General features: G+C 43.7%; 11 protein-coding genes. 5 read left to right on the top strand and 6 right to left on the bottom strand.

Annotated features, from left to right (window positions below; genetic code table 11):
- Window positions 1-2 precede the first annotated feature (2 nt).
- Entirely contained in the window at window positions 3-1,241 is a 1,239-nt protein-coding gene (locus C1S74_RS16790; protein WP_045400917.1) for a leucine-rich repeat-containing protein kinase family protein, read from the bottom strand.
- Window positions 1,242-1,505: 264 nt separating this feature from the next.
- On the opposite strand from C1S74_RS16790, the gene C1S74_RS16785 reads away from it, so the two are divergent.
- The 3 genes from C1S74_RS16785 to C1S74_RS16775 all read left to right on the top strand — a co-directional run bounded on the left by C1S74_RS16785 (window position 1,506) and on the right by C1S74_RS16775 (window position 5,606).
- Window positions 1,506-2,402 (top strand): 1-aminocyclopropane-1-carboxylate deaminase/D-cysteine desulfhydrase, encoded by an 897-nt coding sequence (locus C1S74_RS16785; RefSeq protein ID WP_045400914.1) that lies wholly within the window; start codon window positions 1,506-1,508, stop codon window positions 2,400-2,402.
- Window positions 2,403-2,732: 330 nt separating this feature from the next.
- Entirely contained in the window at window positions 2,733-4,067 is a 1,335-nt protein-coding gene (locus C1S74_RS16780; protein ID WP_045400912.1) for a hypothetical protein, read from the top strand.
- A gap of 96 nt (window positions 4,068-4,163) precedes the next feature.
- Window positions 4,164-5,606: a hypothetical protein gene (locus C1S74_RS16775; RefSeq protein ID WP_045400910.1), complete on the top strand. Its 1,443-nt coding sequence runs from the start codon at window positions 4,164-4,166 to the stop codon at window positions 5,604-5,606.
- 129 nt (window positions 5,607-5,735) lie between these two features.
- Here the strand turns inward: C1S74_RS16775 and C1S74_RS16770 are convergent, their stop codons facing one another.
- The 3 genes from C1S74_RS16770 to C1S74_RS16760 all read right to left on the bottom strand — a co-directional run bounded on the left by C1S74_RS16770 (window position 5,736) and on the right by C1S74_RS16760 (window position 7,754).
- A complete protein-coding gene (locus tag C1S74_RS16770; protein ID WP_045400983.1) occupies window positions 5,736-6,212 on the bottom strand; it encodes a GNAT family N-acetyltransferase in 477 nt (158 codons plus the stop codon).
- A gap of 21 nt (window positions 6,213-6,233) precedes the next feature.
- Complete coding sequence (locus C1S74_RS16765; protein ID WP_045400907.1) at window positions 6,234-6,776, bottom strand: hydrolase; 543 nt, start codon at window positions 6,774-6,776, stop codon at window positions 6,234-6,236.
- Between the two features lie 117 nt (window positions 6,777-6,893).
- Window positions 6,894-7,754 carry a LysR family transcriptional regulator gene (locus C1S74_RS16760; RefSeq protein WP_045400904.1) on the bottom strand — a complete coding sequence of 287 codons (861 nt, stop codon included), beginning with the start codon at window positions 7,752-7,754 and terminating at the stop codon, window positions 6,894-6,896.
- Window positions 7,755-7,868: 114 nt separating this feature from the next.
- Between C1S74_RS16760 and C1S74_RS16755 the strand changes: the two genes are divergently transcribed.
- Together C1S74_RS16755 and C1S74_RS16750 are read left to right on the top strand one after the other, a co-directional pair.
- A complete protein-coding gene (locus tag C1S74_RS16755) occupies window positions 7,869-8,933 on the top strand; it encodes an HlyD family secretion protein (protein WP_045400902.1) in 1,065 nt (354 codons plus the stop codon).
- Window positions 8,934-8,942: 9 nt separating this feature from the next.
- Window positions 8,943-9,962, top strand: a complete 1,020-nt coding sequence (locus tag C1S74_RS16750) for a DUF2955 domain-containing protein (protein WP_045400901.1) — start codon at window positions 8,943-8,945, stop codon at window positions 9,960-9,962.
- Window positions 9,963-10,042: 80 nt separating this feature from the next.
- Here C1S74_RS16750 and C1S74_RS16745 read toward each other — a convergent pair whose 3' ends face one another.
- A complete protein-coding gene (locus C1S74_RS16745) occupies window positions 10,043-11,266 on the bottom strand; it encodes an IS4 family transposase (RefSeq protein ID WP_103415307.1) in 1,224 nt (407 codons plus the stop codon).
- Window positions 11,267-11,473: 207 nt separating this feature from the next.
- Window positions 11,474-13,108 carry a leucine-rich repeat domain-containing protein gene (locus C1S74_RS16740; protein ID WP_045395781.1) on the bottom strand — a complete coding sequence of 545 codons (1,635 nt, stop codon included), beginning with the start codon at window positions 13,106-13,108 and terminating at the stop codon, window positions 11,474-11,476.
- Window positions 13,109-13,345: the final 237 nt, after the last annotated feature.

The following is a 13,345-nucleotide window of genomic DNA, read 5'->3' as shown; positions in this document are numbered from 1 at the left end:
TCTTATGCCGCAAGCGCAGCGAGTCGATTGAATGCCTGTGATGCCGATTCCGACACTTCACACACAGAAAACATATCTTCGATAAAGTACTTCAACGCTCTCGATTCAATGGTTCGGATTGCCGCTTGCTGTTCGTCCGATAAGTAACCGTAAATGCTCGCCGCACCAAAGTCGCCGAAGATCATCTCACCTCGCTCATTCACCAAAGTATTGTGCGCATACAAATCGCCATGGCACACCTTGTTGTCGTGCAGGTGATTAAATACGTCCACCATCTGCTCAACAATTGAATTGACTTGCTCGACTGTCAGTGTAAACCCTTGTAGGAACGTATCTCGGGTGCAGGTTTCCAACGTTGGCGGCAAACCTAAGTTGTAGTAGCTGTTTGGGATCAGCTCCATCACCAACGCCAGTTCATTGCCATCATCGACTTGTGCGATGGATTTCACCAAGTTGTTGTGATGCCCTGCTTGCAAGCATGCTTCAAGTTCATCATGTGGGTAACCATCACTGGTCACTTCGCCCTTAAACACTTTTACCGCAACTTCACTCGGGAAGTCGTATTGAGCATCAGTCCAGTTAGCATGAGAAATCACGCCACTCGCACCTTGCCCGAGAACATGGTTAAGCGAGTAACTGTTTGTGGTCACTTTCGGCACACTGTCTAGCGACGATGGATGTTTGCAGAATGGGTTACCTGCAAAAGCAAACCACGCCAACTTAGGCAGCTTCATCAACACATCAGGGAACTGCTCTAGCTGGTTCGCAGAGAGACGAATCAATTCCAAATTAACCAAGTTTTCCATGCTGTTTGGCAGTTGCTTGATGCGATTGCCCGCAAGTGCAAGCTTTCTTAGGCACGGTCTTTCACCCAGACTGTTTGGGAGAACTTCAATCTCGTTATCGGTCAGAATAAGCCAACGTAACTGAGTTGGTAGTGAGGCTTCACTCACCATTTTGATCTTGTTGGTTTTAAAGCCAACCATTTCTAGGTTTGGCAACTTGCCTATGACTTCTGGTAAGTGCGTGAACTGGTTGTTGGAAGCAAAGATGATTTTTAGCTTGGTCAACTGTTCCAGTTCTTGTGGCAAATCTGACAGTGCGTTACCAGATAAATCTAACACTTCAAGCGTTTCTGCAAGCTCTAAAATTTCCATAGGAAACTCAGTTAGCCCGTCCGCCAACTTCAGTTGTTTCGTTCCTACTAATTGTCCTGTTTTTAATTGTTCTAGAGTTTGCAAAACCAAGCCTTCTGATTGAGTTGAAATAAGCGGCGTAGTTTACGTGTCTTAACCTTGAAAGGCGAGGAACGTTAAGAATGTCACAAAGAAAAAACACTCAAAAAAGGACATCAACTGAAACAGGGCGTGAAGAAAGGTTGCCACTTTAACAAGAAGTCGAATCCGGCTACCGCTCAAACACAGACTTTTGATCTGGATTTAATGGCGTTACACTACGCGCCCTTTTGAACGGCAGGTCGCGTGGTTGGACACGTCAGCAGTAGCATGAAACTCTCTGAAAGCCCGATAACTCAACATAACTTTTACGGTCACACCTTTTTTCTTAAACGTGATGACATGCTTCATTCTCACTTTTCGGGCAACAAAGCACGTAAATTTATGGCGCTGATGGAAGCGCAAAATAGCCAAATCAAAACACTCATCAGTTACGGTTCAGCTCAATCCAACGCGATGTATTCCCTTGCCGCTCTGGCGCAAATCAAAGGCTGGAACTTCGAGTTCTACGTTCAACATATTCCGTCTTGGCTTAAAGACTCCCCTATCGGCAACTATCGAGGCGCGCTCGATTTAGGTATGAATATCACGGCGATGCAGGACATCGAGTCCACTTTGCATCCAACCGAATATATCGAGCAAGTACGTGGGTTGGACGACACAACCTTGGTTGTCCCAGAAGGCGGAAAAGCGACGATTGCCGAAGCCGGGGTAAAACAACTGGCGCGTGAACTGCTTGATTGGACACGCCTTGAAGGCAAAAAACAGTTTGCCGTAGCGTTGCCATCGGGAACAGGAACCACCGCGTTGTACCTGAGTAAACACCTAAAGCCACATGGAATCGAAGTCCTTACCTGTGCTTGCGTAGGGGATGCCGACTACCTTACTGAGCAATTCAATACACTGGAAACTGAAAACCACCCAACCATACTTTCGGTGCGCAATAAACACCATTTTGGCCGTTTATACCAAAGCGACTACGAAACCTGGAATGCCTTGTACGACCATACCAACCTCGAGTTTGACCTGCTTTATGATCCTTACATGTGGCAATGTTTGCAGCCGTGGTTAGCAGAAAACGAAAACAAAACGCTCATCTATATCCATCAAGGCGGGTTGCTTGGCAATGAATCCATGCTGCCGAGATACCAAAGAGAGTTTGAATAAGCTTGTTAGTACTTCTAATAAGCCGCAGCGCGAGTGAGTGATTAGCAGTTATTGGTTATTAAGCTTTCGTCAATAATAACCAATAATTAGCGCTTCACGCTTTGCTAAAATAAACCTTAAATATATCTACCCTCCCTTCGCATTAATAATATTTATTGCATCACCTCCTCGCTTTAAAAAACATTATTATCATTAAATACCTTACCCTGCGTGACTTTCGTTCTGACTATAGATTTAGTAAGTAAGCAAAAGGAATTGGTTGTTTTGTCTATAGTGCGTTCTTTTATTTGCCGCTAAGCTATCACCAATTAAATTCAAGAGGCGATATTAATGAAGCGTCCAACATCAACACGTGTGAGGGGAGCTGGCTACGCGCCACTTATCGACCCAGTAACGTCTTCGTCAAGTAACCGCTCGCGCACAAACTACTCATCAACGTCAAAGAACGCGACTCAAGCAAGCTACGGTTCTGTCGTTAGCAACAGTCAATCTCAAGCCGAGGCTGGATTCGAATGTCGAATAAAAATTCATGCTCCCAAAGATGACTTAAATACCCTGCAGTCTGGTGTTTTTTCTTTAGCGAAAACACAAAATGAACCGTTGATAAAACGCTGGAGCAAATTGGAGCAAAATCAACCATCACTCTGCACGGTGTTATCAGCCGAATGTTTCGAAGCCGAAGACAAAACCCTTTTACATGAACTTTTTCAAGACATCGGCCTGAATCAAAAATTTAAAATCACCCCCAAGCCAGTTGGTAGTGAATATATTAATGCTGAGTTCTTACCATTTATTCCAGCGGTAGAAACCAAGGGGTTATTAGGATGGGCAGCGCAAGGTTATTACTATTATTTCCATGATGGGAAGCTAATGTATGAAATGGCGATCCTAGGGAATGATAAATTCTCTTGGCAAGTGACGGCTTCTACGGCCAACGGCATGACAGATGAGCTCATTAGCCCAAAAACGTTTAACATGATACTCGCCCCTGTCGCTATTGAAGGTAAGAAGGCAGCAGCGCAACATATTTTCTATCGTCGCGAAAAACTCACCAATGACGCGCTTGCAGAAATCAACCAAACTTGGCTCGATCAACACGCCACTTTAATCGATATTGCTGCACTTAAAGCTGTGGGGAAGCAGCCTTTGCTGCCACGAACCAAAGCAGCCACTGAATCGGACATTAAACCCGTCCACATAAAAAATCATAAGGTGAGAACAAAAGACGACGGAAAACAAGAATGGTGGACAGACATTGCTCCTCTCTACGGTTTGTCAGCAAAAGCGCTGCTCAAACTCAATTCGACGTTTGAAAGTGATCCTATTTCATTAAAAGTTGGCGATGTGCTAACGGTCAACATTACGCAGCCGGCTCAAGCAACGGGCAATTCTGACCAAAGTTGCCCACAGAACGACTTCATCGTCGGACATGCCTATCCGCTTGGGGATATTTGGGGAAAATATTCAAAGCGAGATGTATGGGGCGAGTATTGCGGTGCAAACCAACCATCAACCGTCATCAATATCTTTAACCATTCCAACTTGTCACAGAATACACCTGTGTTGAATGTACAGAAGGTGGAAAATCGGTTGTTACGTGTGGCCGTTTCTTTTATTGAAGACGGCATACAACTGACGCATATAACCAGTGTATCAAAGACTTAACGGTCGCCAGCTGCGCTCGAAAAAAGCGCCTACCCAAACGCCAATACGATAAAAATCAGCCTATCGTCGCCTGAATTCAAAAAAGTGAACACGTTTATGTACGGTGAAAATAACCAACCGGCTTCTTCTCCAAGCCAAACAAAAAAAAGAAAGAATGACGCGTCTCACCACTCACAAGAAGGCGCTCCGACGAAACGACTACGATACGTTCAAAACTTAGCGAAGTGGAACGAGTTCCAACTCAACTGGCAAAACCACGTTGAAGAAAATGACTTGGCAATCCAAGACAGACCGCCAGAAGCGCTGATTCGTTTTAACTACCGTTATGTCGTTAACGACAACACCGGCGCATTGAAGTACGAGCCAGTCACCGTCGATCAGGTTTTAAATAACTTTGATGAGCTAGAGCGCGTTTATTATCGCCGACAAATCAATGATCCAAGCCCAATGCAAACTCGGCAACAAAGCCGAGATTCTGCTTCGGAAAGTATGTCTCAATTTGATATTAAGATCCCACCTCAATCCAACTCAGGTACCGCGTTAATGGTACCTTCTGTCGGAATGCCGGAAGAGTTTAAATCCAAAGAAAAGCTGCAAGAACTGTATTGGTACACTGAGGGGATGAGTCGCCCCGTCTATCTGTTCGTCCACCAAAGTGAGCTGAACTTATATCAAGAGCAAATGGGGACACTACTTCAAGCCGCTGGCGTAGGTTTGGTTGGGTGGTCATTCGAGTCCGGTACCGTTGGTTTCGGTGCAACAAGAAAAGCTGTCGTGGATTTTTGCAAACTCAACCAACTTAAAAAAATCACCATGATGGACTGCAACGTACTCATGTCTGAAATGGATCTTATCTCAGCCGCAGAAGAGGCAACGTCAGAAGTCAAAGACGATACCACGCTGTATATTGCACTTGGCGTCACAAGTGGTGACACCTACGAGAAAGGCGCAAAAGCACCAAACAGCTTGCTCAATGAAGGGGCAGTAAAAGGCCGACCGATCGAACAGTTTACTATGCTCAACCGCAATGTGTTGTTTGACCCTGCATTTATCTCTTCTTCAGAAGATATTGATGTCTCCAACGAAATGAAGTTCTTCAACAGCATTGATCAGCAAAAATCCATTGCGTTAAAAGATCTGAAGCTGCACCAAAAGCTCGATGACGAACTCGAAAGTCAGTATCCAAGAATCAACAAGCTCCGATTAAAGGCAACATCCAACGTTTACAATGACAAGTTTAAAGCGCATCTAACTCAAATATCTGAGAACGAAAAAAACCTCGTCATTCAAGTGAAAACTGGTACAAAACCAAACGTACAAAAGCATAACGTGACGGTTCAGGTGTTCAGTGAATACATCGCCTCAACGTTAGGAAAAGATCCTCTGCGTATTCAGTCTCTCGTTATTGAAAAGATGTTGGTGAAGTACAAAGACATGAGCATGGGGTCAGGCTATCAGTTTGAGCCGGAAGGGTTGGATGAGACTAATGCCGCACTCTATCCATATGAAGATTCGAGTCATACACATGACGAAGCGTAAGCCATAATAAGACGTGTTTCCCTTGGCTGGCCGATATCGTCAGGGGAGATGAATACAAACTCATACTGCTCACGTTGTGGTGTTTGTTTCTTCCTGAATTTGTGGATAGTAAGGGGGATTATATTCGTGCTAAAAACGCTTTTCCATGAATAACAAATCCCAGATCTCGCCATCAAAAGAACGCTCTCCTGATTCACGCGACGTCACTTCAAACCCAAGAGATTCATAACAATTCTTGGCCACGGTGTTACGTTCAAAGACCGCCAACGACAAGACTTGAGCATGATACTGAGTTTGAGACAGTTCGATGAGCTGCGTGAGCATGACTTTCGAAAGACCTTTCCCTCGAAAATCATTGGAAACAAAAACACGACAAATTCTAAATTGGGATTGAGACTCTTTAAACAGCTCAACATAGCCAGCCTGCTTCCCGTCAAAAACGAGCATAAACGGGAAGACTTCAGGTTTCGCGCAATGGAGGCTAATCTGTTGGTGGTCTAGAGGGAAATTGAAATTTGGCCCACCCCATTGATAGCGCAGTTGCTCTGAATCAATCCAACGGATGAGTGCCTCGTAATCTTCCTTTTCAAATGCTCTCAGTTCCATCTTCGTCTCTGCCATTGTTTATTATTTGATGAGCCCTAAGATCTCTTTAAACTCTGGTGCTCGGCAATCTTCTACCATTTCATACAAACACATTTCTACGCCTGTTAGGCCAACGCCATTCGCAGTCAGTTTTGCAAGCGCGAGCGCTTTGTTGGCTGGCGTTCGAGAAGAAACGCAATCCGTCACCAGTTCCACTTTGTAACCCATTTGACGCAGCGACACCGCGGTTTGATACACACAAATGTGCGCTTCGATACCACAAACCAACCAAGTATCGACTTTGGCGTTTTCTACCGCGAGTTTGAATGTCGGCTCTTTACAACCATCAAAGGTGTACTTGGCGATGGGTAAGTGATCTTTCGCGAGCACTTCACGAATCGGTTCTACCGTCGGACCTAATCGGTCTGGGTTTTGCTCAAGCCAAACAATAGGAAGCTTGAGAGCCTTTGCGCCCTTGACTAACTTAGTCGTACTCTCAATCAGCGTTTCGCTTTCGTGCATTAGCGTTGCCAGTTTACCCTGAACGTCGACAACAATTAGACCCGTGGTATTCTTCGATAACATTCTCATCTCCTATGAGCGACAAGAGCATCACTCTGCTCAAGCATTTGAATATAAAGAATGTACCAGAAGCCCAGCATAATCAGATGGGCAAACTCGCAAAATTATTGTCCGCTCACGCTATTTGAATCGCTCTCGAAACAGTTCGATTAACACTTTGACCTTGTTGGGTAAAAACAGATTAGACGGGTAAATCAACGTCAGATGTTGTTTAGGGTGCGTGAACTCTGGCAATACTTCGACTAACTGGCCGTCTTCTAAAGCTGGCTTAGAGTGTACTTGCGGGATAAAGGCGATGCCGTTACCTGTAATCGCCATTAACCGCAGCAAGTTCAAATCGTCCGACCTAACCGCCACGTGCAATTCTGGATCTAACAACCCGGCATTGTATCGGTTAGTCAGCAAACGATGATGCTTTAAATCGTCCATGCTCTTTAGAGGGGGATGGGCATCTAAGTAAGCTTGGGAAGCGACAAAGTGACTGCGGTAAGGCAATAAGCTGAACTGAACATAGCTGTCGTCCGAGACTTTCGCCACGCTCGGTAAAAGCTGAAGATCAAACGCTTGTCGCTTAAGATCGACACTCTCTTGGTGGTTCTCAATCTCTACCGACATCTCAGGGTAACGGGTCGTATATTCGTTAATGATCGAATTAAACGCCGCCGAGCTCATCAATGCAGAGGGAATCGCAACACGCACTTTACCCGTCAACTCTTGTTGGTATTCATGCATCACATTCAAACCTTGTTGAATGTGCTCTATGGGTTGCACCACCAGCTCAAACAGACGCTTGCCGTGCTCGGTAAGCTCTATGGTTCGCGTGGTTCGAATCAGCAATTGGCAGCCCAGCGCTTTCTCCAATTCCTGTAGTCTGCGGCTCACTTTGGAGCGTTGTAACTGGTTCGCCTCTGCCGCAGCACTGATACCACCGTGCACAACGGTTTGGCTAAACAGGTGAAGATCATCAAAACTAACGTTCATTGTCCTACTTTTAGGTCATTCATGCGCTTATTGTCATTCTACTGAATTGTGACCAAGTTCTCTATAATCGCCTGTCTAATTTGCTTACGAGCACCATAAATTCAGGTATCTATTATGACGGCAGATCATAAATTCAAACACTGGATGCGAACACTTATTGTCCTGTTCATTGTACTATTTTTCTACATCATCATTGCGGATCGACACGCTCCAATCACGACCGAAGGGCGAGTCCAAGGTTACGTGGTGCAAGTTGCACCAGAAGTTTCAGGTAAAGTGACCGATGTGCTGATTGCCAACAACCAGTCTGTACACAAAGGCGATGTGCTGTTCACCATTGATGCTCGTAAATACAAAATCGCTTTAGAACAAGCGCAGCTTTCACTGCAATCCGCCTACGAGAAAGAAGCAACACTGTATTCGCAGCGGGAAGCTGCACTGGCAAACATTGCTCGTGCTCAAGCGACTTACAACAACGCGCACAGTGAGTACTCACGTTTACAAAAGTTGTCGAAGCAAAAAGTCATTTCTCAATCCAACTTAGACAGTGCCTACGCACAAAACCAAGTGTCACGAGCTGCGCTCAAAGCAGAACAACAAAACTTGAAAGTGATTGAAGCACAACTTGGGGACAAAAAAGGCCAAAGCACCGCAGTACGCATTGCTCAAAACGGTATTGAGAAAGCTCAACTCGACCTAACTAATACCGCAGTCCTTGCTCCAAGTGACGGCGTAGTAACTAACCTGCAATTGGAAGTCGGCACCATGGCAAACACCAACATGCCATTGCTTACCTTTGTACCAACCGGATCAATGTGGGTTGCTGCGGATTTTCGTGAGAAATCGGTAGCGGGCGTCGACAACAGTTACCACGCCATGGTTGCGTTTGATGCTAACCCAGGTTCGGTTTATGACTTCGACCTATCTAGCCGAGATTACGGCGTTGCCGCTGCACAGCAAACTCCAAACGGTGCATTGACCAAAGTTGAAGTGAACAACCGTTGGATACGTGATGCGCAGCGCACTCGCGTGAACCTTACCAGCGAAGAAGCCTTACCTTCCTCTCTGTTCGTCGGTTCTCGTGCCACTATCGTTCTTTACCCAGACAACAGTCCGTTCTGGGCAATGATGGCACAAGTTCAAATCTACCTTGCTAGCTGGTTCCACTTTATCTACTAGGCGGCTGCGATGAAAACCTTACGCATTTGGTTTGGCTGCTCAATGGGTTTGGCGTTGAGCATGATCTTTGGTTGGTCTTACGGTTTCTTTGCCGTCATGCTGCCACTGTTCGTGCTCGGCCGTATGGACCACTTCAGTCTGCCACTCGTCTTGATGGTGTTGTTCTCTGCGGTTTGGACCACGGTTCAAGCCACCTTTATTCTCGAATACTTACAGTTCCATCCCACACTGATGTTCGCGGCGGTGGGCATTATGATGCTGTTTAAATGCATCGCAATGATGAACCCAAAAACCTATCTGTTTGGCTACATGGGCTTATTGGTTGGCTCGATCGTGCTGAACTTCGCGAGTTACGATTTCATGGATATTGAAGAGTTCAACGTCAACCTTTGGGTGATTTCGTTCAGCAATATTTTTGTTTGTGCCCTCGCCTATTGGCTATTCCCAGAGCCAGAATCGAAGATCTTGCAAACAGAAATGACCACGCCGGTAAAAAGCGATATCGACTACATCAGCCAAGTAGCCATGGGTTGGGTGGTGGCGATGGCGGCATTTTTGGTATTCCAAATAGGTGATTTGTACGACTCACTTTCGGCGCAGGCTTCGATCCTCATCATCCTAACGCCAATGACATTGGCAGGCTCAATGGCCATGGCGAAAATCCGCATCATCGGTACAGCGCTGGGTTGTATCGCGGGTATGGCGGTGCAGTTAATCTTGGGCAGTTGGTTTGGTCATGGGTTGCTGTTCTGGCTGGCGTTTACTATCGCTATGGGGCCATTCTGTTTGTGGCTAACGAAAGGACAAGTCAAAGCCGCCATTGCGTTCTCGGCGATGTCTGCCCTCTCCGTTCCACTGACCACATCATTGGTGCCTGAGCAGAAAGACGCGTTCTTCTCCATCTTGTACCGATTCAGTTCGATATTCGTAGCGGTAATGCTCACCGCAATGGTGATGTGGGTGGTACACCACTGGATTCGCGTGATGTTGTTGAAGCATCCTGAGATGAAGAACTTCGATATCGACTAAAAGGTTGGTTCTAGTAAAAATCAACCAGCAAAGGCGTGCATTTTAATCGCCCCCTATAAGGCTGTCTCTTGATCACAAGTCTAGTGATCAAGAGACATTGCGAGTTCGTAGCCTTCAAGGATGGTTTGTAGTTTAAACCATCCTTCCCAAAGCACCTTTATTGAAGCTCTACCCGTCCTCTTGGTATCTTTCCAACCGCCTAATTTAGCGAGATTTTTGTACGCCCAGCCCATATCGGGCACTTCTTTAGGTAACGTCTTACTTTCTAGTTTCAACCACAGTAGCTTCCAAGCTTTTTTGCCCAATACCTTTTCACAACTTTCTTTCGTTAGCTCATCAACTTCTTTAATGAAGCGTAACGCCAATAAACGCGTAGCAACAAAGGCATAGATGACACTTAATCTCTCTAAGTTATCTTTACTTTGTAGCCTGAGTGACTCCACATCTGTCCCTTCACTTTTCCAGACTTTATGAAAATCTTCAATCAGCCATCTGCGCTCGTAATAACCGATAATTCTCATAGCGTCTTCAACGTTGTTTATTGGCTCCGACGTCAAGAGGTGCCATGCTAACTTGTCTTTTGATGTCCCTTGCTCAAGGCAACCAACATAATAAACAGGTATGCCTGCGTGCTCTTCTAGACAACGACTTTGCATTGAACGAACGACAAAACGCTGCTGATGTTGACGTTTATAAGTTAAGTATTCGAATAGGTCAGCTTCTCGGTCACAGACCGAGATAACATCTAACATTTTATCCCCTAGGCGTTCAACGACACGGCGAGAAGCTTGCTCCCATTTGTAACTCTCTTTCTCCTTATAAGGACGAGTCGCGTGTTGGTGCTTTTGCCCACGCTTAGTAATATCTCGGCTCCATCGTTGCTGCTCTATCAGGCCAACAATGGTCTGACTTTGTGGTGCAAAAAGTAACGTCGAATGTACGTGGAGAGCTCGAATTCTATCGCCTTGATTCGTGTGCCCGAGTTCATCTTTTATACTTCGATGCGGAAAACTGAGCGTTGTTGTATCTTCAAGCGCGAGTAATTCCTCATGCTCGTTAGCTCGGGATACAGTTGATTGAAAGCCTGCTTCTGCGATGTCTTTTGCATCGATGTTTTCATTGCGGATAAAGCGATATGCACCTTCCATATCGGCGGGAGAAAAAGGAAGTTTAGCCACGGAGACTCCTGGTTGATTAGCAATGGAAGTCGCTAAACTGATGAGGCGTTGTGTTCTTCGAGGGTCTTTAAGTTGTGCTTGTCCAAATTGTTCTTGTGCCCAAAGTTTAGCGTCTGAGTGTGTCATCTTAGTGTTTCAGTAAGGATTACTAAGTGATCAGATCGCACACACGTGAAAGAGTTCAAAAAAAATCCCCAAGCTACAAGCTTGGGGATTTGTGTATAAGAGACAGCCTATAAGGGGGCAAACTATAAACCTTAATCGCACCTAGTACCCACTTCCTCTTTCCAGCAACAGCTTGATACCTGGTATCTCTTGACGCATGTTAAACTGTCATTCAACAGCGTTGATTATCTTAACATCATCATCGAACGCACTAGCATTCAAATTAACTACAGTATTAGGTATCCGGACATCTCTAATATTATTTAAACTAAATGCATTAGAATCAATATTTTTTATAGAATCAGGAATGGTTAAATTGACAAGTTTATTTTTTCTGAATGTCCGTTCATTAATTCGGCTAACTGAACTAGAAATGACTAAACTATTCAAATTATTGTCTTCAAATGCAGAGGTCCCAACCTCAAGCACTGTGTCAGGAATATTGAGGCTAGTTAGTTTGTTACTTTCAAATGCCGCATATCCAATTTTTGTGACAGAGTCTGGTATAGTAACATTGGTAAGCTGATTATTTGCAAATGCACCGGAACCAATCGTCACTATATTATTGGGAATAATAACGGACTTCAGATCATTTTCAGCGAATACTCGATAATTTATATTCTCAATAGAATTCCCTAGTTTCAAATAAGAAATTTTGTTATCACGAAATGCCCAGTGACCTATGAATCTGACCGAATCTGGAATAATCACAGACTCTAAATTATTATATGCAAAAGCTCTTTCACCAATAGCAGTTACTGTATCCGGAATAGTAAGATTGGTAGCATTGCTGCCATAGGAGATGACACTTGATTTATCATCAGATCCATCAACATTCCTACTATAAATTATCCCATCAGATTGTCTCCTATTTATTTCAACAATCACATTATTGTTAAATGCAGCAGAACCAATGTGAGTCAGGGTATGAGGTAGTGATATGTTTTTTATATTGTTGTAAGCAAATGACATAGTACCTATTTCTGTTACAGACTTTGGTATATCTACAGTATTTAGGTTATTATTTGCAAATGCTCTATATTCAATCGAAGTAACCGAGTTAGGAATAATAATTCGTGTTAGTTCATTCCTATCGAAAAGTTTTTCCTTTATAGTTTTTATAGAGGCAGGAATAGTAACATGAGTTATGTTATTATTAGAAAAGGCTTCAGCTCCAATATCCTTGACTGATTCTGGAATATTTAGTCTAGTTAAATTGTTTCCAGAAAAAGCTCCTTTTCCTATTTCAATCACAGAACTAGGAATAGTAATAACAGTTAAGTCATTTCGTTCGAAAGCCTCTTCACCGATAGTTATTAGTGAACTAGGAAGGGAAACTTTACTTAACCTGTTATGCTGGAAAGCACCACTTTCAATACTAGTAACAGAGTCTGGGATTATCACTTTATCCAAATTTCTATCTAGAAATGCTAATCTTCCAATTGCCTTTACTGGAAAACCTCCAAAATTATCAGGTATAGAGATATTAGTATAAATTCCATTGTAATATGTAATGGTGCCAGAGCTATTATTAAAAGTCACATCATCTAAAGTTAGCTCTTGAGTAATAAATAATCTAGAGCAAATTATCAACGTCGTTAAAAACCATGCAAAAACACAATATAATAAGGTTCGAGATTTTACTTTAAAAACGACCAACATCGATAGTAAGATAGCATATACGACTCCACTATTTAAAATCCAATCACCTAATGTAAACAAGTAAAAATAATCATGTAAAATCCCACCAATAACTACTATCGCAGCACCAATAATCAAGTGCATAAAAACTTTTTTAAACATTCAATAATCCAACAGAAGTCATACAAATCTAATTAATAAACAATTACTAAAGTTAATAAAATTTAAGTTATAGCGACTATATCAAACTTCTTATAGCCAAATGCTTCAAGGTTATACAAAACAACGATTTAACTATACAAAAAGTCATTTAGACAACAAGAATGGTTTATATGTAAAGCCTTTACAAGTACAAGTCTGCCTGACAAACACAACTTGGTTTAGAATGATTTGACCTTC

This window comes from Vibrio hyugaensis (assembly GCF_002906655.1).
GTDB lineage: Bacteria > Pseudomonadota > Gammaproteobacteria > Enterobacterales > Vibrionaceae > Vibrio > Vibrio hyugaensis.
The sequence above is the reverse complement of the archived record's forward strand: the minus strand, read 5'-3'. Positions and strand labels throughout refer to the sequence as shown.